This window comes from Runella salmonicolor, assembly GCF_024158025.1.
GTDB lineage: Bacteria > Bacteroidota > Bacteroidia > Cytophagales > Spirosomataceae > Runella > Runella salmonicolor.
The window spans coordinates 25,586-48,848 of record NZ_JAMZEL010000002.1 but is presented as its reverse complement, the minus strand read 5'-3'; the positions used below and the strand labels follow the sequence as shown (position 1 = coordinate 48,848).

Sequence of the window (23,263 nt, the reverse complement as noted above, 5' to 3'; positions counted from 1 at the left end):
CTTTTCAAGCCTTTTACGAATGTTTTTTCAACGCGGCTACTGCCGCTACGCAATCGGCATCAATGGCTTTTTTGAGGGCTTCAAGACCGTCGAATTTGAGTTCGGGACGAATAAATTCCACCAGTTCGACGGTCATTTTTTCGCCGTACACATCATCATTGAAGTCAAAAATGTATACTTCCTGCGTGCGATTCGTACCGCTGACGGTGGGTCGAAAACCAATGCTCATCACACCGCCCAAGGTCTGCCCCCGCACCTCTACCCGCACGGCATAAATACCATCGGCAGGAATCAATTTATAGTTTTCTGCGACCTGAACATTGGCCGTTGGGTATCCAATCGTGCGCCCTAATTGCCTGCCTTTCACCACAATACCCGTAAAAGTATAGTTTCTACCCAACAGTTCGGTGGCGATGGTTGTGTCGCCTTCCAATAGCGCCTGACGAATTTTGGTCGAACTCACGGTGATATGTTCAATCTCCTGACGCGGAATTTCTTCAATCTCAAAACCGTAACGGGGCGCATGTTGTTGCAGATACTCAAAACTACCCTCACGGTTACGGCCAAAATGATGGTCATAACCAATGACCAATTTTTTGGTCCCGATGGTTTCTACCAAAATCTGTTGGATAAACTCCTCAGACGACAATTCACTAAACTCCCGCGTAAACGGAATAATGACCAAATGATGAACGCCGTTTTGTCGTAAATAAGCAATTTTTTCCTCTAAGGTAGACAGCAATTTTAGATTTTGACTGTCTTTTGAAACCACCATACGTGGGTGCGGCCAAAAGGTCAACACTACGGTTTCACCACCCATCGTCTGGGCAGTTTCAGTCAAGCGGGCTAAGATAATTTGGTGGCCCAAATGCACCCCGTCAAAGGTTCCGCTGGTCACAATGGCATTCTGAAGTGGCTTAAAATCAGCTATATCGTAATAAACCTGCATGTTTTTAAAATGGACGCTAAATTTCAGACTCAGGATTAGGGTTGGGTTTTCCAAGGTCAAGATTTAACTCCAGTCGTTTTCTTTTTACGTAATCTTCAATTTCTTCCGCGTCTTTGAGCCAATACGTTCCGATGCGGGTACGGCACAGCTCGCTCATGTAAGCACCCGACTCCAGCAACATGCCAAAATCCCGTACTAGACTGCGAATATAAGTCCCTTTGGAACACACAATGCGAAAACTTACTTCGGGGAAGTTGGCGGCATCAATCTCAAAGACAGGAACCGAAACCGAGCGCGGTTTAATTTCAACTACCTCTCCTCGGCGGGCTTTTTTGTAGAGGCGTTCCCCTCCCATCTTAACGGCGGAATAAATTGGGGGATATTGCGCAAGCTCTCCTGTCAATTTTGCCACGGACGCCTGCATCAAATCGGGTGTTATATGGTCGGTAGGATACTCACCGTCAAAGGGTGTTTCTAGGTCGATAGAAGGGGTCGTTTTTCCCAGCACCAATTTGCCAGTATACTCCTTTTCGGCTCCTTGGTAGGTATCTATCTCCTTGGTTTTCTTGCCCGTACACAAAATCAACAAACCAGTCGCGAGCGGGTCAAGGGTGCCCGCATGGCCGATTTTTTTGATACGACAAGCTCTCTTTATTTTGTTGACGGCGTCAAAAGAAGTCCACGTGAGAGGTTTATTAAGCAAAATCACTTCTCCCTCGTCGGGAGAAGCAGCAGATTCATCTATCATAGGTCAATCATCAAACGATTTCAAGCTTGTATCCAGCCAGCATCAGGGCCAAAATAGCCCCGCCAACGATGATGCGATACCAGCCAAAAACGCGGAAACCATATTTTGTTAAAAAGTCAATAAAAAACTTGATGGCCAGCATAGCTACAATAAAAGCGACAACGTTGCCAACGGCCAACAACTTGATTTGCTCGTCGGTCAGCACAAAACCGTCTTTGTAGAAATCGTAGGCTTTTTTGGCAGTAGCCGCAAACATGGTAGGCACCGCCAGAAAAAACGAAAATTCGGCGGCGGCCTTGCGTGAAAGGCGTTGCGCCATCCCTCCCACAATCGTGGCGCCCGAGCGCGAAACGCCCGGTATCATGGCAATACACTGAAAAAAGCCAATTTTAAAGGCTGTGAAATAATCTATTTCGTCGGAGTTTTCAATAAAGGTTTTATTAAACCATTTATCAACAAACAACAAAATAACCCCTCCCACCAACAATGAAATGGCTACGCCGAGGGGACTTTCGAGAAGCGCATCGATGGCATCGCTAAACAGCACCCCAAAAACAGCACTGGGAATAAACGCAACAAAGAGCTTAAAGTAAAAATCCAAGCTGCGAAAGAAACGCTTGAAATACAAAACAACGACCGAAAGAATCGCACCAAGCTGAATGGCTACCGTGAAAAATTTTACAAAGGGGTCGGATTCTATCCCCATAAAAGAGGACGCCAAAATCATGTGGCCCGTGGACGATATAGGTAAATATTCCGTAATACCTTCGATTACGGCAAGAATAAGTGCTTGAATAAAATCCATTTTAAAATTGTAAGGGGTGGGCAGTGAGTCTTTTCTTCCTCACTTATTCATAACGTTTTGATTATTTGCCGTCGGCGGGACGGCGTAAAATGGCAAAAAACTCAACGACAAAACCAGCCATTACCACCAATGGGCCAACGGTTAAACCTAAAACACCGAATCCAAACTCTTCCGAGTCCATGCTCATAATGACAAATCCACCCAAAATTAGCACGATACCAATAATCATGAAGGTGTAGTTACTTTTACCAAAGGGAAATGCGTTCTTTTTCATTTGACTATTTTAAATGTTGAATTGATAAAAAGGGAAGTGAGGGTTTATTAATACAAATCATCGAGGGTCATTCTCAAATACCTTGCCAATGCCTGAAAAGTACTTAGAACCCCAATAAGTACCCCTAAAATGACAACGCCCAGGAGCAGAAAGCCCAGTTTTTCGTATTCCTGCAACATGTGTAATCCTTCAATTTGGCGAAGGGCCACTTGCTGTAACCCCACAATCAAACCCGCCGCAATCAGGCCACTGATGAGCCCTTGCACCGCACCGTTTTTGAGAAAAGGCATCTGAATAAAATTATTGGTTGCACCCACCAATTGCATGCTTCGTATCAAAAACCGTTGTGAATACAATGCCAAACGGATGGTATTATTCATCAATAACACAATGATTATGAGCATAATAACCGCAAAGGTGGCCAGAATAATATAAATTTTGGTTAGGTTTTTGTTGATTTGATCGGCTAGGTTTTCCTGATACACTACTTCAAAAACACCTTCCAACTTTTCTACATCGGATTTGATTTTTTGGAGTTTGGTATCTTCAAAATAATCCTCCTGTAAGCGCACACGGTAGCTGTCATGTAAGGGATTTTCGCCCAGAAACGCACTAAAATCCTCTTTTCTATCGGCAATAAACTCGCGGGCCGCTTCGTCTTTGGAATAAAAAATCACTTGAGGCTTTCCTTCAATATTCAACACAAAAGGGTTGGCAATCAGTTTTTTCTGAATATCAGCCACTTGGGTTGAGTCAAGTCCTTTGTCGAGCATAACCCGCACCTCAATATTTTGCTTAATGATAGAAATAAGCTTTTTGGACTGCATGACCAGCAAGCCACAAAATCCAATCAAAAATAACGCCGCGGTTAAGCTAACAATAATCATGGCGTTGGGATAACTGCCAACCTTTTTCTTTTTCAGAGGCATAAATAGAATATAAAGTGAGGACGGGGGTACCCGTACTATTCAGTGTATAAAGACCAATTACCTTCGTTCATAAATTCATCCATGAATCATTGCAAAAATAGGTAATTATTTCAAGAACGAATTCAAATAGTGGATTCGTAAATCGTTTTTAAAGTTTTTTAACCAAATTGCTGGTCATTCGAGTCCAAAATGTTATCCAAAAAAAAACTCCTTCTTTCAGTTCTTCTATTATGGTCGTGCTTGTTATGGGCGCAGTTGCCAAACGACCTTCACTTCCAGCGTTATTCTACCCACGAGGGACTTTCCGACAATTATGTTTTTAACGTAGTAGAAGATCGACAACATTTTATTTGGGTCGCTACATTTCAGGGGGTCGATCGCTTAGACGGGGTCGAAGTACGACACTATAGCCTGATAGACAGCTCGAAAACCGATGCCCAACCAACTACTGAGGTCTTAATCGACTACAAAGGGAGCATTTGGGCAATTCGTAACGCTAATTTGTTTAAATATAACCCGACTCAAGACCGATTTGAGCTAAAATCACACACGAAAAGCAAGGAATTCAACGCCCTTAATAATAAAGTAAAACAAAAATTTGCGGTGTTGAATGACATTCCTAACCAATGTTTTTGGATAGCCCGTGAAAATGGTCTTTTTCGTTACCAAATTGAAACCGGACGTCTTGAATCCACGCCCATTCGTTCATTCAGTACGCCTTATAAAATAATCAGCATCAATGCCACTACGCTTATTGTCGCGACCAATGAAGAATGGATAAGCTATGATACCCTCACCAAAAAGTCATTTCGGATTCCTAAGCCCGCAACCGAATGGGTAATTTACGCCACGAAGGCAAATCACTGGATTTACAGCGATGAAGGCCGCCGAATATGGGAGATTTCCTTCCAAAACAGCCAATTTACACGCCCAGTACTCACCGAAATCAATCCTCAACGGAAGGAAATTAGAAGTATCACGACCCTGCCCAATCAGACTGGCCCAAAGGTGCTTTGGTGCGGATTGGTTACGGGCGGATTGGCACTACTGGATCCTGAAAACAAAAATGCTTATCAACGTTTCAACGACCGTATCAACGAACTCAATGGTCTTCATTACCGAAGAATCCTGAATATTTATCAAGACAGCACGCACAACATTTGGTTAAGTACCGACCAAGGACTTTACCGAGCCAATCCCACGAAATTCCAGATTCAGAAAGAATTGTTTCCTTTTTTTAGGAAACTGAACATCAGTCGGGTTCGGCAAATCGTCCAACATGCTTCTGAGTCCCATCTTGAATGGATAGCTAATTCAAACTATGGTTTGTTTTTGTACGACAAAGTGCATCAAAAAATCATTAAGTCCTTTGAAATGCCCGGGAGTGGAATCACCCAAATCAAATACGACCGCTATGGAAGGCTTTGGGTACTATCGGCCAAAAAGCTAACAATCATAGACCCACAATTGCGCATTAAGACAATACCAACGGTGCACCTAAAGCCCGATTTGCTTTGTTGGCGCATCATATTTGACCGATACAACAATGCCTGGATTGGTTCAGAAATTGGGTTGTTAAAAGTGGCTTTTCCCACCCAAAAAATAACGGTCTATGCTCCCGTCATTACCGATCCACAATCCATCAGTCACGCTTTTGTGTATGACTTAAAATGGCTGAACCATCAGAATATAGCCTTAGCCACGCGCAACGGAGTGGATATTTTTGACATTAACACTGAAAAAGTAACGAAAAAAATCGGCCCCCGTCAAAATGTATTTGCCCTTGATATTGACTCCACCGAAACGATGTGGGTTGCGTTTAGCAATGAATTCATAAAAATCAGCAATCATCAGGTAGTTAAAAGCTGGAAAAGCTATGGCAATAATAGGTCGCTTCGGTTCAAAAACGGATTGACCGTTGACAAAAGCGGCAAACTATGGATGAATACCAACGATGGGTTGCTCAATTTTGACCCTGTCACCGAAAAATTTCAATTATTTACGGAGAATGACGGGCTGATTAGCAATTATTTCTACGGTTTTATTTATGAAAACAACGGTAATCTCTACCTAAATTATGAAGAGGGAGTTAATTATTTTGATCCGCTACAAGCCCATACAACCCCAAAAATAAACAAGGCACTCCTGACTGATTTCAGCCTGTTGGATGAAAGGCAGGCCATTAACTTCTGGAATCCTCAAAGCCCATTTAAGGTCAATTACGACCAAAATATAATCACGTTCCGCTATGCAGTCGTGGAGTTTGATCATCCCGAAAAAATAACTTTTCGGTACCAACTGGAGGGGTTTGATAAGAGTTGGAAAAACGGAAACACCCGTCGGGATGTTAGTTATACTAATCTTAGCGGCGGCCATTACACCTTCAGAGTACAGGCGTTGCGCACCGATGGCAACGCAGATTCCAACATAGCAGAGTTTCGAATCTTTCTCACCACACCCTACTACCAGAGTTGGTGGTTCTTTGGGTTGTTGTTTTGCGGCATTACTTCCTTTTTTTACAGCCTCTATCGCTATCGCTTAAAGCAGATTCTCAAACTTCAGCATTTACGCAATTCGATTTCTCGGGATTTACACGATGAAGTCGGCTCGACCCTGAGCAGTATTACGATGTTGAGCGAATCTGCCAAAAAATCAATTGACATCGACCAAGCACAAACCCGTAAGTTCATGGAAAGCATTACGACAAATGCCCAAAAAGTACTAGAAAGCATGGACGACATCGTTTGGGCCATCAATCCCAAAGACGACTCCCTCGAAAGCATCGTTTTGCGCATAAAAGAATATGCCTATACCCTCACCGAAACCAAGGACATCTATCTCAGGTTTGATATTGACCCGCGCTTACAAAAGCTTAAGGTACCGATGAAAATCCGACGAAATCTTTATCTTATTTTGAAAGAAAGTATCAACAACGCCGTCAAACATTCTGGTTGTAATGAGCTAAAAATAACATTAAAAACAGAAAATAGGGCGTTAAATATGGTCATTCAGGACAATGGCCAGGGATTTGACCCGCTTAAACCTAGCCTTCGTAACGGACTGGAAAATATGCGCCAACGCGCGATAGAGTTTGGCGGAGAAATCAGGATTGAAAGTCAAAAAAACAAGGGAACGACCATTTACATCAAAATGGACAGTTGATGTATTTCCCCAATCATGTGATTTGAGAAGGAAATCAAATGACTACTTTTACTGCGCTCAAAAGCTAAAAACGAGGACATGGCACAGGTATATAATATTCGAGTAGTAATCGTTGACGACAACGACGATTTTCGCGAAGGACTTTTCCACTTTCTCAATTTCAGCAATGGTTTCGAAGTGGTGGGGTGTTTTGCCAATCCCGTAAATATCGTCGAAAATATCACTCGTACCCAGCCTGATGTAGTTCTGATGGACATCGATATGCCTCATATTACGGGCATCGAAGCCGTAAAGTTGCTCAAAGTCCATTTCAAACGATTAAATATCCTGATGCTGACGGTTTTTGAGGACGAGGAACGGGTCTTTAAAGCCATGCAAGCAGGAGCGATTGGGTATTTATTAAAAAAAACACCCCCGCAAAAAGTCTTGGAAGCGGTTCAGGAAGTCATGGAAGGTGGCGCTCCCATGTCGCCGCTGATTGCCCGAAAAGTAGTACATTTCTTCTCAAAAACGGCCCCCACCGACTATAATCTCACCCCCAAAGAACTAGAGGTTTTGCGTTGGTTGGTCGAAGGACTCAGCTACAAACTGATTGCGGCCGAGCTTAACCTAAGTATAGATACGGTTCGGACTCATCTTAAAAACATTTATGACAAACTCCACGTAAAATCGAACACCGAAGCCGTCGTCAAAGCTATCCGCAACAGGCTTGTGTAGGATTACAATTATTGTTCGAACATATTGCACTCACTTGTTTTCTTGCCTCTGATTTACCATTTTTTCACTTCAATTAATTCAAAACCTCTCCAATACAAATCTTCACTGAAAGCCGCAGCGCGTAGTTCTACTTGCCTGAGCGCGTAGAATCCCTTTCACCCGATGATGTGATTTTTGAAGTCATGGTATTTCTGACCTTTGCTAAAACATCGTCAGTGATTTATATGGCCATATTTCCCCGTACGGGTCAATCTTAGGTAGTGTTTTCAAGGGTTAAATTCTACACAAAAAATCACGGCTGTATTGACTTTAAAATTCACTAACAATGAAAAAGATAATTTCTTTCTTATTACTGATTTCTTTTATTACCCCTACTTATGCCCTTATCCGCTACGTAAAACCCATCGCTTCTGGTACGGGCGATGGCAGCTCGTGGGCCAATGCTTCGGGAAATTTGCAGGCCATGATTGATATCGCCATTCCCGCCCAAGATGAGGTTTGGGTAGCGGCGGGCAAATATTTTCCAACAAGTATTCCGAGTGGTTGTACTACCTGCGGCACTGCCAGCCTCACCAATAGAAACAACACTTTTCTGTTGAAATCAGGGTTACGAATTTATGGCGGGTTTGCCGGAACCGAAACCGCCCGCGCAAACAGAAATTCGCACCTCAATGAATCTATTCTGAGTGGAGATATTGGTACAAAATACGAAACCAACGACAACGTCTACCACGTAGTGACGGCCATAGACTGCAACAACTCAACTGTTTTAGAGCGCTTTACGATTGAAGCAGGCAATGCCAATGGCTCAACAAGTGTAACGGTGGCGGGCAGAACGTATTACCGAAGCTGGGGAGGTGGCGTGCTTTGTGTGTATTCGCCCATCAGAATTGCCCTGTGCGCCATTGTCGACAACCAAGCCACCGACGGCGGCGGGATTCTCAATACCGCTTGTAATCCCTACATTACCAACTCAGTTTTTGCCAACAACACCGCAACCGCAGGCGGGGGAGGCATCTATAACCACGAAGGCTCGGCCGCTGACATTAGAAATTGCACCATTATTCAGAATACTGCCAATGTAGCCGGGGGAGCTATGTACAATTATAATTCCATTCCGTATATCATCAATGTCATTGTTTGGTACAATACCAGTCCCAGCTTCTCCGGTATTGCCAACAATGGCAGCGGGGTCACGGGCTATTCTTCCAACTTAGAGCAGGGATGGGGCGCAAACGGTATCACTTGCAGCAATTGTTTGAATGCAAACCCTCAATTTATCAACATTGATTTTCCAGCAGGCATAGACGGCAAATGGGGAAGCCGTGACGACGGCCTAAGGGTGACTTCTTGCAGCCCCGGTATTGACAAAGGCACCAACGGTTCTACCGAAGGAGTGGACATGGCCAACCAAATCCGGGAAATAGACATACCTTCCATCGACAATACCATACCCAGTATTTCATTGGACATGGGGGCCTACGAATACCAAAATACAGGGCCCTCAAATACCATTTTATACGTAAACGGAAGCCTTACCACGGGTCTAAACGATGGCAGTAGTTGGGAAAATGCGTTTAGGGGCGCAAATGCCTTTGGTACGGCGCTGCGCTACGCCAACCATTGCGACAATAATAGCATTTTGGTAGCCAAAGGCACCTATAAACCCCATAGGCTACCGTATGGGGTTACGAGCGGTTCAAATCGCAACTACACTTTTGCCCTCAAAGGTGGCTTAAAAATTTACGGTGGATTTCTTGGAACGGAGTCAATTCTGGATTATTCCACCCGCAAAGCTCACCAAAATGAAACCATTCTCTCTGGAGATTTCGCAGATGATGATGTAGTGACTGGCGAAGGAGGCACCTTGGCAATTGCCAACAATACCGAAAATGCTTATCATGTACTCACAATCGAGGCCAGAGCTACCCAAATAGTACTCAAAGGTTTGACCATCAAAGGGGGCAATGCCATCGGCGCTTCAAGTCAAAGTGGCGGCGGCATCAATGCATACATGAGTACTTCTTTTGAAATAACCGATTGCAATATCAAGCACAATAGCGGGACTAACGGAGCAGGTGTTTATTTTTATTTGAGTTCACCCTTGGTATTCAATAATAATTATTTTGATCGAAATTTAGCAACCACCAATGGCGGTGCCATCTATATCGGTGAGAGTAGTGTAACTTTTAGAAACAACGTTTTTTCAGGAAACAGAGCTTCAATGGGAGTCGGCGGGGCTGTTCGCAACGACCTTTCTTTTGGTCAATTTTATAATAACACTTTTTATAAAAATTCAGCACAAACATCTGGTGGAGCGCTCTTTACCTACGACCCGGGTATCGCTGGCGCCCCTATTGACATCAACAGATCCTACAATAACATTTTTTATAAAAACGCCATTGGTACAAACACCACGACCACTTACGCCGATTTTTTTATTGAACGAAATGGTCGAGATTTTAGAAACAACATCCTGCAATTTGCCGCAGGGCAGTATCCTCTCAACAATACTTCTAATGGTATCGGGGCTACTGCCGTTAATAATCTATTTGCCATAAACCCACTCTTTGTTAGCGAAACCAACCTCCTCGGCCCCGATTTGATAGGCGGCAGTTCCGACGACGGTCTCCGACTGCAAAGTACCAGCCCCGCCGTCAATACTGGCATTTATTCTTCAGCACCTTCTTTTGATATTTTAGGCAATGGCCGTTATTCCTTTTTTGACATAGGGGCGTATGAGTTTCACCCCAAAGAAGCTTGTCCCGACAACCGATACATAGCCGACGTTCCCATCGAAGCAGGCACTCACTTTGCGGGAACTCAGGGTTCATTTACATCAAGTGTGCCGGAGCCTGCTAAAAATCAAAGAGTCGGTGCTGCTGAGGCTACAATGGCAGTTGGCGATGGTCACATCACCGCCGTAGGCACGGTGGCATCGGCAACTTCTGTGGTGTTTGATGCAAGCAAAAGCATTACATTATTACCCGGCTTTCAGACCCAAACGGGGGCTACATTCCGTACCAATCTACAAGGGTGTCCCTTTTTTGAAGAAAGCTCAATAGCCAGTCCAACCCAAAAATAAAACAAAACCAGACACTTATACTGTGCACCTTTAGCCAAAGAACAATCGTACATTTTACCAACAAAAAGGGCTGAAAACCATTTGGTAATCAGCCCTTTTTGTTGGTATTTATGCTTCTTAGATGTTGCCTTTCTTTTTCTCTTTTACGGCAAAATCGGCCGCCCGAGCAGTCAAGGCCATATAAGTAAGCGATGGGTTCACGCAAGACGCTGAAGTCATACAAGCACCGTCGGTCACAAATACGTTTTTGCAAGCGTGTACTTGGTTGTTGCCGTTCAAGACCGAAGTTTTAGGGTCGCGGCCCATGCGTGCCGTTCCCATTTCGTGAATTGCCATGCCCAACCATGAGCCACGGTCATAAGACCTCACATTTTTTACACCTGCTTTTTCCAACATTTCTGCGGCATCATTGGCCATATCAATGCGCATTTTTTTCTCATTTTCCTTCAATTCGGCGTCAAATACCACCAAAGGCATCCCCCATTTATCTTTTTCTTTGGGGTCGAGGTACATTTTATTTTCATGATAAGGCAGCGTTTCGCCAAAGCCACCCAAGCCCATCGACCACGGACCCGGTTTAGTGAGTTCTTCTTTGAAATCGGCCCCGAAACTCAATTCGGCCACGTTGCGCTGCCAGCTTGCGCGGCTTCCGCCACCTTGATAACCAAACCCACGGAGGTAATCACGCTTGTCATTACCGATGTTACGATAACGCGGCACGTAGATACCATTGGCACGGCGCCCAAAATAGTATTTATCGGCATCTCCCTCCCAAGTTCCGCTTGCTCCCGTACGGAAGTGGTGGTCCATGAGGTTGTGTCCCAATTCACCGCTGTCATTTCCAAAACCTGTCGGGAAGCGATTGGAAGTTGAATTGAGCAATATTGCCGTAGTTCCCAATGCTGAGCCGCACACAAAAATGAGTCCCGCGTTGAAAATACGCTCTTCCATCGTCACGGCATCAATCACGCGTACGCCCGTGGCTTTCTTTTTGTTTTCGTCGTAAATTAGATTGGTAACAACTGACTCAGGGCGCAGCGTCAAAAGTCCCGTTTTCACCGCTGGTGGCAAAGTACACGACTGCGTACTGAAATACGCCCCAAACGGACATCCCAAGGCACATTTGTTGCGATATTGACAAGCCGCCCGACCGTTGTTGATTTGCAGCTGAGTCGGCTTAGAAAGGTTAGCTACCCGTCCAATCGTCATGGTACGACCAGGGAATTCCTTCTCAATACGTTTGCGAACTTCTTTTTCTACGCAGTACATATCCATCGGCGGCAAAAACTCGCTGTCGGGCAATTGGGGCAAGCCCAATTTTTCACCTGAAATTCCCGCGATTTTTTCCACGTAGCTGTACCAAGGCGCTATATCTTTGTAACGAATCGGCCAATCAACGGCGATACCGTCTTTGAGGTTGGCTTCAAAGTCAATGTCGCTCAAGCGATACGATTGCCGCCCCCACATGATTGACTTTCCACCCACGATGTTGGGGCGATACCAGTCAAATCGTTTAACTTCTTTGTATAAAGAATCAGAATCATTCATCCAGTATTTTTCCGACATCTCATTGTAAGGATAATCGCGGCTCAATTTTGGATGAGACTCTTTCTGAGCCTCGGTCAACCGACCGTTATAATTTGACTGCCACGGGTCTTTCATGGCATTTTCATAGCCTGTAACGTGTTCCAATTTATGCCCTTTTTCGAGCATCAGCACACGCAATCCTCTTTCTGTCAACTCTTTGGCTGCCCAACCACCGCTCACCCCCGAGCCTACCACAATGGCATCGTAGGTCATTTCTTTTTGTGCATCTATATTTAAATACATTGTTTGGTCAAAGTTAAGTGTGAAAAGGTAAAAGTATAAAAGTGACTTCTAACCTATAAATTTGATTCATCTGTCATTACAAAGCCCAAGCTTTTTGGCCGGGTTTCAAGGGTACACATCCTTCAAAACGCCCGGGAATCGGCAGGTATTCCAGCGCCTTAGTCGCCCCGATTTCGGACGTAAAATAGCCCGTCACCGTCAATTCTTTCATTCTCAAAAAGAAAGGTTTATTGCTCGTAGTCAACGCTTTTACGGCGTCAATCTTTTGTTTTGAGTCGAGTTCAACAAAGCTCTTTCCAAAGGCCGAGCGGCTATCGGTATTGAGTTGAGTAAGACCTGAGTAGAATTTTTCTTGGTCAGCTTTGGGGTAGCAATCGCGCATTACCCGCACAATAAATTTCTCAACACCAGCGGCTTTGGCACCAGGTGTAGTGGTAGTGGGAATAATTACGTCGGCTAATTCGGCCAAAAATGCCTCTTGTTCGGCAGTAACGGGAAGACTTTCCCCTACATTCAATTTTTGACCCATTACTCCTGCCATTGTCGGAGCGGAGATCACGCTTCCCAGAAGGATAGCAACGTGCTGAATAGCATCTCTACGGTTCATGTTTTTTCGGGTGGTTAAGTATAAATAAAGGTTGGCATCTAGTGTTTTTACTAATGATACGTATTAAAAATTAAGCAGATTTAGTTGTACTTTTTTTTGACGCCCCAAAAATATCACCGAAAATTGGAAAGTAACAAATTACCTTCCTGTACCTTTGAAGAATGAGCTGTTACTTTTTGACATAACACCCATGGGCGTTACGACTTACCACTCATTTTATTATGGTTAAAAAGGCACAATACGGCGATATATTCTTCGTATTATTCAATCATACTCAACGATTTACATAAAACGTTGAATTTACTTATTTGTTTTTTAGAAATTCTTAGCCAATGATAATGACTTCATTCAAACATAAAGCAACAACCCTCCTTATTTTAGTAGCGGCTGTAGGAATAGCCTATTTGGTGTTGTTGATGTATCAATTTAACGAAAAAAAATACGTCAAAAACTTAATTCCCGGCGCCACCAATATTCTTGAAAACGCTTTCCCGAATTTATCGTTTAATGAGCCCGTAGAATTTACCCACGCTGGCGACAGTACCAATCGGGTCTTTGTAGTAGAGCAGTCTGGCAGAATCAAGGTATTTGACAACAATGCCGCCACGAAATCAGCAGAGGTCTTTCTCGACATTCGTGACCGCGTAAGCGACGGTGGAGAAATGGGATTGCTGGGTCTGGCTTTTGATCCCAATTTTATCAAAAACGGCTACTTTTACGTCAATTATACCCAACGAAAACCCCTCCAAACCATCATTGCCCGCTATCAAGTTGCGTCTTATAAAGACATGAAAGCCGTGGCCTCTACCGAAGTGATTCTGTTGAAGTTCACCCAACCCTACGACAACCATAACGGCGGAAAAATGGCCTTTGGGCCCGATGGATTTCTGTATATTTCTACGGGAGACGGGGGCGCTTGGGGCGATCAGCACAATTATGCCCAAAATCGGCAATCGCTGCTCGGAAAAATTCTCCGCATCGATGTGGCCAAAACCGACAAAGGCAACTATGGAATCCCTGTCGATAATCCCTATGCCGCCAATAAACTGGGGTATCGGGAAGAAATCTACGCGTACGGGCTGCGGAACCCGTGGCGGTTCAGTTTTGACGCCCAAACGGGCCAACTTTGGGCAGGCGATGTAGGACAAAATGAATTTGAAGAAATTGACATCATCACCAAAGGGGGCAATTATGGCTGGCGATTGAAAGAGGGGAACCGTTGTTACAATCCCCGCAAGGATTGTGACCCGTCAGATAGCCTTATAAATCCGATTCACCAGTATCCCCGCAGCGACGGAACTTCAGTCACCGGAGGAATTGTTTATCGGGGTTCAAGGCTGCCCGCGTTGCGGGGCAAATACCTGTTTGCCGACTACAGCAATGGAAATATATGGACATTGACATTCAAAGAAAATACCAAAACAAGTCATGAATTACTCAACGCCAACGGAGGGTCAGTGTCGGCCTTTGGCGAAGATGCCAACCACGAAATATACGTACTTGATCATTATAAAGGACAAATAAAACGTTTTGTATCCTCAAAATAAAAGCTTTTCGGTATGCTTTCGTCAAAAAATACCTTCAGATAATTGTTGAGAAGCAACCAAAAATACAAACCATTGATTATCAAATACTTAAACTAAAATATGCGCATTTCAGGGCGCTAAAGAGGAAAAATAATGGCTAAAAAAAGGGGTTTTAAAGGGTTTTGAGAAGAGCATTTTCTCATTTATTTTTAAATCACAATATATAATTAATCTAATAGGAAATTATTACGCACTTTTTTGCGTTGATACTAAACAGAATACCAATATTTCCTGATTTTTCCGTCCAACTTATGCCTTTTACGATCACTCGTTGGGGCATCCCTAAGTCGTATAGTAAGCTCTCATTTGATTGGTATTTCTATTCAATAAAACCACAACACCATCTGTTTTTTAACCCCCTCATGCTATTGAAAAACGGATACAACGCTCAAGAACAATAAAATATGGCTAGTTCACAGGAGACATTTAGTAAAAAAGAAAGAGAGAAGAAAAAATTAAAGAAGAAAAAGGACAAGGAGGAGAAAAAAGAAGAACGGCAGGCAAGTGCCAAGAAGGGACAATCCCTCGAAGACATGATTGCCTACGTTGACGAGAATGGCAACATTTCCAACACGCCACCAGACCCACGGAAAAAGAAGGTCGTTAACAGTGAAGATATTACGCTTGGGGTCGCCAAACAGATTGACGAACCTGTAGAGATTATCAGAGAGGGAGTTGTGAGTTTCTTTAACGAACAAAAAGGTTACGGCTTTATCCGAGACCTTAAGTCTCAGGAAAGCATCTTTGTACACATCAATGAACTAAGCGGACCAATCAAAGAAAACGATAAAGTTACTTTCGAAATTGAAATACGCCAAAAAGGGCCAAGTGCCGTTGCGGTAAAGAAAATGTAGAGAAAGTACCCAATATATTCACGACAAAGCCCCGAGAAGACTCTTCTCGGGGCTTTGTCGTGAATATCCCCCCCAATCACCAGTAGCATCGCACATAAAATACGCTGTTTTTTCGTTATAATATATACCATTCTGTTATCTTTGATATACCCATAAAGAAATAGTACGGGAGACCTGATAACTCTCGCAAATTTAATGTCACTTATGCACTGCCCTGTCCATAAAACCATTATCCTACCCTACACGTTGAAATTGTTTCTGGTTTTGATTTTCTTATTCGGTTGCAAAGGAAATGCAACCCCGCTTGACAACCCCATTTTTGAGGTAGACGACCAAGTACCACTCATTCCCACTCGCACCTTGGGTTCGGGTTCGGGCTATTTAACCATTGACGGGAAAGCTCTTTCTATTAAACCCGGCGAAATTATAGCTATCACTCCCGGCACCTACAAAGACCTGTTGTTTACCAATCTCAACGGCACGGCCACTCAACCCGTCACACTTGTGGCAAATGGTCCCGTAGAAGTAGTCGGTGGAGGAATCACGTTGGAGAATGTATCCAATCTGACGGTGACGGGGTATCGTAAAGCTAAAAACATTTTCCTGCACGATGTAACCTACCGCGCCATTACCATCACAGGAAGCCTTCCACAGGCATTGACACTGGAAGGAATTCGCCTGAAAAATGTGGAAGACTACGCCCTTTTCTACGACAATACCGCCACCTACAACGGCACAGATGCCACCGCTTTTCTGAATTTTAAACTTCTACACTGTGATTTTGAGCATACTGGAGGTATTCAAATCAACGGTAACCTCAATAATTCGGGTGGCATAGTTAATAATGGTTTTTGTAAAAACCCCGAAATCGCCTATTGTACTTTTAAGAACTGTCCAACGGTTGAAACGCTACTTTACATCGGAAACGTGGAAGGATGCGATATTCACCATAATATACTTGACGACATCAACGGAGGTACTGATAAGCACAACGGCATTTTTTTATTGCTCGGAAACGGGCGTGTCTACAACAATAAATGTACCAATCATCAGGGAAATTTTATCCGTTTCTGGCCATTCTCCCAAGGCTCTCAGCCCAGAGAAGTGCTACTTTATAACAACATTGTGTGGAACAGTCGTAAATACAGCGCGCTGGAAGTGCAAAGTTTTGCACACCACATCATACCAGACGTAAGCACTTATTGCAACACCAAAGTATTCAACAATACAGCTGGCAAGATGAATACGTCAAAACCTACCGTATTTGTGGGGGTAGTTGTGGACGTCTATAATTTACAGGGAGGTGATATTCAAATATTTAACAACTTGTCTTTCCAACAGAGTGAAACAACTGCCAACGATAAAATATGGAGTCAGCAAAGCGTAACCAAGCCAAGTTTGATTACGAACAATCGCTATTTTGCATCTCCAGCGGCAGCGGGTCTGGCGGATGAAGTAAGTTTTAAGCTGCTTGCTACTTCACCCGCCAAAAAAGCTGGCTTGTATCAGTCTTTTCTAACAGACGATTTTTACAACACCGCACGGGCCAATCCGCCATCAATCGGGGCGGTAGAATAAGAAAAATACTATTTTACAAAAAGCCACCAGTTGCCCTGAGAAACAAAGGTTTCTTCCCTGAGTTTAGAAATCATTTGAAGATTTTTCACAAACTTATCGCGGTGCTCAATAAGAGCATTGCGACTTTCTTGGTCTTGGAGAACGTTGTTTGAGATGGAAACCAGCAGTTTTTCACTGATACTGGGAATGATGTACTTGTAGCCGTCAAAGGTTTCATCGGACTTAGAACAAGGTACAATCTCAAGCCCAGTAATTGGACAGATTGCGTAACGAATAAACATTTTTTATGGTATTTAGTAGGGTAACTTCCTCAAATATAGCAGATAAGCTAAATAAATTCCAAATTAAATCTGTCTTATTCAGCGCCATTTGATGGAGCAAAATCAATCATCATTCTCCATTTTTTGATCGAAAAACACCATCGATTCGTAATATTTTGGTGAAGCTAAAACCTGTTTTGACTTTAAGTATATTTTGGTAGTCATCTGAAAAATATTAGCAACCAGTTGCCTACTTCAATTCTCCTTTAACTTATTTACTTGAGATGTGGAAATATATCTAAAAACACAAATGGCCCACCTGTTAAAATATTATAAAAATACAAAAACGAATACACATTGTTATATTTTTAAGTCTTTGTTGACTTACAACAATTACGGGTGAATGAGTAGAGGTGTCGACAAATAGAAGTACAAAAATATCCCATAAAGACAAAAATAGACAATCTACCCTACTGCTAAAATTTCTACAATTCTGCGCTTACATCTACCCCAACAAGGGAAAAAGCAACATGTTTTGGCTTATTTTTTTCAATAAAAAATTTTAAAAAAATTTAAAAAAGCCTTTATCGTTGCGTTTAAAGGCATTTACTTGTCCATCTATCCAGTTTCTACAATTCACTTGGTATACATCCAAGACGTTCATCTTTCCGTCAATTTCCAAAAGAGAATAAGAAGCAGCAACACAATAATCCATACCCACCAAGGGGTTTTTTGGAACATTTCTCCCATCACATTTTGCGACGGTCTTCCTAAGCGGCGGCTAGTTGGTCTGTAACGATTGCGAGCCATCATTGTTTTTTAAAAAAAAGTGGAGGAATAACTTGAATATTCCCCCGCTAGATTGCTTTCGCTCTACTCATCATTTTGCTCCTCGAGGTCGATATGATTGTCACCTCCCAGGCTATAATAATTATTCTCTTCGTCTTCAGACCCGATGGCTTCTAGCTCATCGTCCAATTCAGCGCCCGGAATATCCAAATCTCCCCCCGAAATATCAGCCTCGAAGTCTTTTTCGTTCCATTCGCCCACCTCATCGTTTTCTGACTTCCGTTGGGTCAGGTCTTCGGGGTCCAAATCCCCCTCTTTCGTTGCCTTGTTGTAAATATCCTCACTTGCTGGATAAAGCGGATAGCCCGGAAACTCTTCCTCCCGCTCGCTTTTGTCATTATCATTCTTTTTCGTTGCCATGATTGTAGCGCGATTTCATTAGTTAGCCATGAATAAATACTAAGTTGATTAAAAATGTGCAGAATATTTATGACATACTCAATTTTAATGCCAGCCGTCATCGCTCGTAAACGGGGAATCAAATCCACATTTATGATCATAAACCCTGTCTGTCAAGTAAATAAAGGGATAATTACTCCTTTAGATAGCAACGTATATAGTATTTCACGTAATACTTTTAGTATCAAAGACTAAGATAATTTTATAATTTTAAAAGGAATTTGTATAACCAAACCCTTCTTACCTATCCTATGCACCTTTCACGTCTGCTGCTACCTTTATGCACCGCTTTATTCTTAGCATTTCAACACGCCACTGCCCAGCAATCAAAAACTCAAGATACTACACGCTTTGACCGCGATTATGCGCTAGAGGCCTCAATGGTGGGGTATTTTAGCCCAGACGGGGCGCGAAACCCTACGCTGCGGGCCAATAAAGGCGACCGGGTTCGGATAAAAATCACCAATGCAGAATTGATGACCCACGACATAGCCCTGGAAAAAATGGGCATAAAAAGTAAGACCATTCTGGAAAAAGGGATGAGTACCACCCTTATTTTCACCGCCACTCAAAGTGACATTTATTATTGCTCCGTACCCGGCCACCGGGCGGCAGGTATGGTTGGAAATTTTGAAGTGGTGGAGGGCGTTATTTCTACCGCGACCATTCAGGGGCAGTTGCCAAAAAAAGACGGCCAACCGTTAAATCTTAATTTTGAAACGGGTACGTTAAAAGATTGGACCGCCACCGGAACGGCCTTTGCCAACCCTTTGATTTCTCTCGACCCCTCTCCCATCCACGAAAAAGATATGCGTATTGGCTTTGAGGGAACGCATTTTCTGAGCAGCGGAGGTACAACCAACGCAAAATTGACGGGAACATTAACCTCCTCTCCTTTTAAAGTCACTCATCCTTTTGCTGCGTTTCGGGTTTCGGGGGGGGCATTAGCGGACACCCGCGTCGAATTGCGTTTAGCTGGCACCAATCAGATTATCTTTAACATCACTGGGCAAGGACGCGCCACCCTGCAACCAGTCGTGGTCGACCTTCAGGGGTACTTAGACAAAGAGATTTACATCAAGATTATTGACAACGAAACGGGTATTTCCCAAATCCCGTATATTCCCCACGACAAGTGGGCGCACATCAACTTTGATGAATTTCTATTTTACCCCACCCGTCCCGAATTCCCTAACGAGCTGAAACAGAAAGACATCATTATTCTTCCCCCCTTAGACCCCGTCCTGAATGCGGGGCTGTCGGGCATCGAAGCGGCCAAGGCCATGACACCACCCAAAGGCTTTAAAATAACCTTAGCCGCTGCCGAGCCAGACGTGGTGCGTCCGATTAGTTTTACGATAGATTCACGGAGCCGCCTTTGGGTGGTGGAAGGCCACACGTACCCCACTCCTGCTCCCGAAGGACAAGGCAAAGACCGCATTTTGATTTTGGAAGATACCAACGGCGACGGCACCCTCGACAGCCGAAAAGTATTCATGGAAGGCCTGAATCTGGTCAGTGGCATTGAGGTCGGCATGGGTGGCGTATGGCTCGGAGCGGCTCCTTATCTTTTATATATCCCGATAGACGCCAAAAATGACAAACCCGCAGGACCGCCCCAAAAACTATTGGACGGCTGGGGAACGCAAGACACCCACGAAACCCTGAACAGCTTGCGATGGGGGCCCGATGGTTGGCTTTACGGAACGCACGGTGTGTTTACCCATTCCAACGTCGGAAAACCCGGCGCTCCCGATGCTGAGCGCACTAAAATCAACGCTGGTGTGTGGCGATACCACCCCACCAACCACCAATTTGAGGTATTTGCCGAAGGCACGAGCAACCCTTGGGGCATTGATTTTAACGACTACGGGCATCCTTTCATCACGGCCTGCGTCATTCCGCACATGTACCATATTATCCAAAATGCCCGTTATCAGCGACAGGCGGGAAAACATTTTAACCCCTACACCTACGACGACATCAAAACCGCCGCTGACCACGTACACTGGGTGGGTGAGCGCGGCCCCCACGCGGGCAATTTTCGGTCGGCGGCTAAAGGCGGCGGTCATGCCCACGCGGGAGCCATGGTGTATCTGGGCGGTTCATGGCCTGAAGAGTACCGAAATGAGATTTTTATGAACAACATCAACGGTGCCCGGCTAAACCGTGACCACCCCCAACGGAGCGGGTCGGGGTACGTGGTTAGACACCGGGATGATTTTATGGCGATGAATGACACTTGGTCGCAGTGGCTCAACTTCAAATACGACGCCAGCGGGTCGGTTTTTGCCATTGACTGGTATGATAAAAACCAATGCCATAGCCCCAATCCCGACGTTCATGATAAAACCATGGGTCGAATTTTTAAAATTACCCACGAGAATGACAAATGGGTACAGGTAAACTTGGCCAAGGCGTCAGATATGGAATTAGTAAACTACCAGCTAAACGCCAACGAATGGTACGTACGGCAGGCCCGCACGCTGTTGCAGGAGCGTGGACCCAATAAGAAAGTCCACAAAGCCCTCAAAAAAATACTCGCCGAAAATCCTGATGCTACCCGTAAACTACGCGCACTGTGGGCACTCCACGTTACCCAAGGACTGACCGAAAAGGATTTAATTGAGTTACTTTCCCACGAAAACGAATACGTCAGGAGCTGGGCCATTCAGTTGGTGACCGAAGACAAAAGCGTGAGTCCTGAAGCCCTAAAACGTTTTGCTGAATTGGCAAAAAATGACCCTTCTGCCCAAGTAAGACTTTACCTAACCTCGGCAATGATACGACTCGAACCGTCGCAGCGATGGGATGTGGTGGAAGCCCTTGCGCAGAAAGCCGAAGATAAAGAGGATCATAATCTACCATTGATGCTATGGTACGCCGCCGAACCGCTGGCAGCCGTCGATGCAAAACGCGCACTGCAAATGGCCGAAACTTCCAAATTCCCTAAGCTACTCCCTTACACGATTCAGCGCGTAACGGCGATTGGAACCGAAGAGTCTAAAAAACTACTCAAAGACCTGAAAGACCGCTTAGGAAAAGTGCATTCGCACGAAAACCACGAAAGTGAGATGCTGATTGATAAAGCATTAGGAAAATAAAACCTTCGCAACAATGAAGACTAAACATCTGATAATCATTTTTTTCGCTTTTGTTTACGAGACCGCCTTTTGCCAACCCGTAACCACCACACTCCCTTCAGGCTTCAAGAAAACAAAATTGACGAGGGATTTTATCTCGGAAGGCGTAGCCGTAGCCGACCTCAACAAAGACGGAAAATTGGACATCGTTGCGGGTTATTATTGGTTTGAAGCTCCTTCTTGGATAAAACACCAAATGGCCCCCGCCGAAATCACCAACGCTTCAACCGCTGAAGCCTCTGCATCGACGGTAGGTTTTGGAATGTTTTCAAGGGTATTTAATCCTAGAAAAGAATACAGCAACTCGTTTTTGAACATGGGTATGGATGTAAACTTGGACGGTTGGGACGATGTTGTCATCATTGATTTTCCGGGAAAACCCGCCTTCTGGTTTGAAAATCCGCGCAATAAACCGGGCGTCTGGCAAAAACACATCATTGCCGATTCGGTCGGTATCGCCAACGAATCACCGGGATTTATTGACATGGACGGCGACGGACGCCTTGACATTCTTTGCGGCGACAAAGCCAAAAAACAGATTATCTGGCTGAAAGCCCCCGTAAAGCGTGGTGATACGAAATGGAAACGCTACAACCTAAGCGCCGAAAATGTGCCAGGAACCGAGATTTTTTCGCACGGAATTGGGTATGGCGACGTCAACAAAGACGGTCTAAACGACGTGGTCATTCGCGAAGGTTGGTTTGAAGGAACTACCGATAAAACCGCTGGAAACTGGAAATTTCATCCCGCCGATTTGGGACAACCCTGCTCACACATGCAGGTTGTGGATGTAGATGGTGACGGCAAAAACGATGTCATCAGCGCCTCGGCCCACGCTTTGGGCATTTGGTGGCACCAGCAGATTACCGATAACGAAGGTAAAATCAACTTCACCACGCACGTAATGAGCACTACCACCGCCCAAACCCACTCATCAATCATGGCAGATTTGAACGGTGACGGCCGTAAAGAATACATCACTGGCAAGCGGTTTTTGGCCCACCACGGCCGCGACCCTGGCGATGCAGATGCCGCCTACCTCCTATGGTTTGACCTGACGCCGGGCAAAAAGCCCTACTGGACGGAGCACGTCATTGACAATGATTCGGGGGCAGGCTTAAATATCACGGTACAGGATATGAACAAAGACCGCAAACCCGACATCATCATTGCCAATAAAAACGGTGTATTTCTGTTTGAAAATAATCTAAAAAAATAATTCCTTTAACTGGTAACGTGCCGCTATGGTACGTTACCATTCTTCAAAAAAGATAAAAAAACAAAATAAAACATCCGGCCAAAATACCCTAATCTTGCTTTTCCATAACGAAAAGCCCCACAGAGAATCTCCATTTGGTATATTTTTTTCTCAAAAAAAAAGAGACTCCTTCAAGAAACTTTTCAATTCTGAATCTTTCCGATTACCTTTGAGCACTTCAGGTTTTTATACTTATTATATGGGTTATCTATGGTCAAATACCATAGATA

The 23,263-nt window shown here is 44.2% G+C and carries 17 protein-coding genes; 8 read left to right on the top strand and 9 right to left on the bottom strand.

Going from position 1 to position 23,263, the window contains the following annotated elements; translation table 11 throughout:
- Nucleotides 1-13: 13 nt before the first annotated feature.
- The 5 genes from NCI00_RS06060 to NCI00_RS06040 all read right to left on the bottom strand — a co-directional run bounded on the left by NCI00_RS06060 (nucleotide 14) and on the right by NCI00_RS06040 (nucleotide 3,705).
- Complete coding sequence (locus NCI00_RS06060; RefSeq protein WP_253526071.1) at nucleotides 14-949, bottom strand: bifunctional riboflavin kinase/FAD synthetase; 936 nt, start codon at nucleotides 947-949, stop codon at nucleotides 14-16.
- Between the two features lie 16 nt (nucleotides 950-965).
- Complete coding sequence (truB, locus tag NCI00_RS06055; RefSeq protein ID WP_253526070.1) at nucleotides 966-1,697, bottom strand: tRNA pseudouridine(55) synthase TruB; 732 nt, start codon at nucleotides 1,695-1,697, stop codon at nucleotides 966-968.
- Between the two features lie 10 nt (nucleotides 1,698-1,707).
- Nucleotides 1,708-2,502: an undecaprenyl-diphosphate phosphatase gene (locus NCI00_RS06050; protein WP_253526069.1), complete on the bottom strand. Its 795-nt coding sequence runs from the start codon at nucleotides 2,500-2,502 to the stop codon at nucleotides 1,708-1,710.
- 61 nt (nucleotides 2,503-2,563) lie between these two features.
- Nucleotides 2,564-2,776: a DUF3098 domain-containing protein gene (locus NCI00_RS06045; RefSeq protein ID WP_114065869.1), complete on the bottom strand. Its 213-nt coding sequence runs from the start codon at nucleotides 2,774-2,776 to the stop codon at nucleotides 2,564-2,566.
- Between the two features lie 47 nt (nucleotides 2,777-2,823).
- Nucleotides 2,824-3,705, bottom strand: coding sequence for a cell division protein FtsX (locus NCI00_RS06040; protein ID WP_253526068.1), 882 nt, complete (start codon nucleotides 3,703-3,705; stop codon nucleotides 2,824-2,826).
- Nucleotides 3,706-3,894: 189 nt separating this feature from the next.
- Here NCI00_RS06040 and NCI00_RS06035 point away from each other — a divergent pair, with 189 nt between their 5' ends.
- From NCI00_RS06035 to NCI00_RS06025, 3 genes are all read left to right on the top strand, one after another.
- Nucleotides 3,895-6,867, top strand: a complete 2,973-nt coding sequence (locus tag NCI00_RS06035) for a sensor histidine kinase (RefSeq protein WP_253526067.1) — start codon at nucleotides 3,895-3,897, stop codon at nucleotides 6,865-6,867.
- Nucleotides 6,868-6,945: 78 nt separating this feature from the next.
- Nucleotides 6,946-7,584 (top strand): response regulator transcription factor, encoded by a 639-nt coding sequence (locus NCI00_RS06030; protein ID WP_166559061.1) that lies wholly within the window; start codon nucleotides 6,946-6,948, stop codon nucleotides 7,582-7,584.
- Nucleotides 7,585-7,909: 325 nt separating this feature from the next.
- Nucleotides 7,910-10,669, top strand: a complete 2,760-nt coding sequence (locus NCI00_RS06025; RefSeq protein ID WP_253526066.1) for a right-handed parallel beta-helix repeat-containing protein — start codon at nucleotides 7,910-7,912, stop codon at nucleotides 10,667-10,669.
- A 117-nt stretch (nucleotides 10,670-10,786) separates the two neighbouring features.
- Here the strand turns inward: NCI00_RS06025 and NCI00_RS06020 are convergent, their stop codons facing one another.
- Together NCI00_RS06020 and NCI00_RS06015 are read right to left on the bottom strand one after the other, a co-directional pair.
- Nucleotides 10,787-12,499, bottom strand: coding sequence for a GMC oxidoreductase (locus NCI00_RS06020; protein ID WP_253526065.1), 1,713 nt, complete (start codon nucleotides 12,497-12,499; stop codon nucleotides 10,787-10,789).
- Between the two features lie 76 nt (nucleotides 12,500-12,575).
- Complete coding sequence (locus NCI00_RS06015; RefSeq protein WP_166559058.1) at nucleotides 12,576-13,106, bottom strand: gluconate 2-dehydrogenase subunit 3 family protein; 531 nt, start codon at nucleotides 13,104-13,106, stop codon at nucleotides 12,576-12,578.
- A gap of 338 nt (nucleotides 13,107-13,444) precedes the next feature.
- On the opposite strand from NCI00_RS06015, the gene NCI00_RS06010 reads away from it, so the two are divergent.
- The 3 genes from NCI00_RS06010 (at nucleotide 13,445) to NCI00_RS06000 (ending at nucleotide 17,124) form a co-directional block, all read left to right on the top strand.
- On the top strand, nucleotides 13,445-14,653 hold the full coding sequence (locus NCI00_RS06010; protein ID WP_253526064.1) for a PQQ-dependent sugar dehydrogenase: 1,209 nt from the start codon (nucleotides 13,445-13,447) through the stop codon (nucleotides 14,651-14,653).
- A 443-nt stretch (nucleotides 14,654-15,096) separates the two neighbouring features.
- Nucleotides 15,097-15,546, top strand: coding sequence for a cold-shock protein (locus tag NCI00_RS06005; RefSeq protein ID WP_114065882.1), 450 nt, complete (start codon nucleotides 15,097-15,099; stop codon nucleotides 15,544-15,546).
- Nucleotides 15,547-15,750: 204 nt separating this feature from the next.
- On the top strand, nucleotides 15,751-17,124 hold the full coding sequence (locus NCI00_RS06000; RefSeq protein ID WP_253526063.1) for a hypothetical protein: 1,374 nt from the start codon (nucleotides 15,751-15,753) through the stop codon (nucleotides 17,122-17,124).
- An 8-nt stretch (nucleotides 17,125-17,132) separates the two neighbouring features.
- Here NCI00_RS06000 and NCI00_RS05995 read toward each other — a convergent pair whose 3' ends face one another.
- Together NCI00_RS05995 and NCI00_RS05990 are read right to left on the bottom strand one after the other, a co-directional pair.
- Nucleotides 17,133-17,405 (bottom strand): hypothetical protein, encoded by a 273-nt coding sequence (locus tag NCI00_RS05995; RefSeq protein WP_253526062.1) that lies wholly within the window; start codon nucleotides 17,403-17,405, stop codon nucleotides 17,133-17,135.
- Nucleotides 17,406-18,257: 852 nt separating this feature from the next.
- The gene (locus NCI00_RS05990; protein WP_253526061.1) at nucleotides 18,258-18,593 is read right to left on the bottom strand and encodes a hypothetical protein; all 336 of its coding nucleotides are present in this window, start codon (nucleotides 18,591-18,593) and stop codon (nucleotides 18,258-18,260) included.
- A gap of 290 nt (nucleotides 18,594-18,883) precedes the next feature.
- Between NCI00_RS05990 and NCI00_RS05985 the strand changes: the two genes are divergently transcribed.
- Both NCI00_RS05985 and NCI00_RS05980 read left to right on the top strand, forming a co-directional pair.
- On the top strand, nucleotides 18,884-21,736 hold the full coding sequence (locus NCI00_RS05985) for a PVC-type heme-binding CxxCH protein (RefSeq protein WP_253526060.1): 2,853 nt from the start codon (nucleotides 18,884-18,886) through the stop codon (nucleotides 21,734-21,736).
- 13 nt (nucleotides 21,737-21,749) lie between these two features.
- Nucleotides 21,750-22,994: an FG-GAP repeat domain-containing protein gene (locus tag NCI00_RS05980; protein WP_253526059.1), complete on the top strand. Its 1,245-nt coding sequence runs from the start codon at nucleotides 21,750-21,752 to the stop codon at nucleotides 22,992-22,994.
- Nucleotides 22,995-23,263 lie beyond the last annotated feature (269 nt).

Coding starts and splice junctions, on each gene's coding strand:
- NCI00_RS06025 (WP_253526066.1), top strand. CDS start 7,910: ATGAAAAAGATAATTTCTTTCTTATTACTGATTTCTTTTATTACCCCT.
- NCI00_RS06035 (WP_253526067.1), top strand. CDS start 3,895: ATGTTATCCAAAAAAAAACTCCTTCTTTCAGTTCTTCTATTATGGTCG.
- NCI00_RS05985 (WP_253526060.1), top strand. CDS start 18,884: ATGCACCTTTCACGTCTGCTGCTACCTTTATGCACCGCTTTATTCTTA.
- NCI00_RS05995 (WP_253526062.1), bottom strand. CDS start 17,405: ATGTTTATTCGTTACGCAATCTGTCCAATTACTGGGCTTGAGATTGTA.
- NCI00_RS06005 (WP_114065882.1), top strand. CDS start 15,097: ATGGCTAGTTCACAGGAGACATTTAGTAAAAAAGAAAGAGAGAAGAAA.
- truB (WP_253526070.1), bottom strand. CDS start 1,697: ATGATAGATGAATCTGCTGCTTCTCCCGACGAGGGAGAAGTGATTTTG.
- NCI00_RS06040 (WP_253526068.1), bottom strand. CDS start 3,705: ATGCCTCTGAAAAAGAAAAAGGTTGGCAGTTATCCCAACGCCATGATT.
- NCI00_RS06050 (WP_253526069.1), bottom strand. CDS start 2,502: ATGGATTTTATTCAAGCACTTATTCTTGCCGTAATCGAAGGTATTACG.
- NCI00_RS05980 (WP_253526059.1), top strand. CDS start 21,750: ATGAAGACTAAACATCTGATAATCATTTTTTTCGCTTTTGTTTACGAG.
- NCI00_RS06015 (WP_166559058.1), bottom strand. CDS start 13,106: ATGAACCGTAGAGATGCTATTCAGCACGTTGCTATCCTTCTGGGAAGC.
- NCI00_RS06000 (WP_253526063.1), top strand. CDS start 15,751: ATGCACTGCCCTGTCCATAAAACCATTATCCTACCCTACACGTTGAAA.
- NCI00_RS06045 (WP_114065869.1), bottom strand. CDS start 2,776: ATGAAAAAGAACGCATTTCCCTTTGGTAAAAGTAACTACACCTTCATG.
- NCI00_RS06030 (WP_166559061.1), top strand. CDS start 6,946: ATGGCACAGGTATATAATATTCGAGTAGTAATCGTTGACGACAACGAC.
- NCI00_RS06020 (WP_253526065.1), bottom strand. CDS start 12,499: ATGTATTTAAATATAGATGCACAAAAAGAAATGACCTACGATGCCATT.
- NCI00_RS05990 (WP_253526061.1), bottom strand. CDS start 18,593: ATGGCAACGAAAAAGAATGATAATGACAAAAGCGAGCGGGAGGAAGAG.
- NCI00_RS06010 (WP_253526064.1), top strand. CDS start 13,445: ATGACTTCATTCAAACATAAAGCAACAACCCTCCTTATTTTAGTAGCG.
- NCI00_RS06060 (WP_253526071.1), bottom strand. CDS start 949: ATGCAGGTTTATTACGATATAGCTGATTTTAAGCCACTTCAGAATGCC.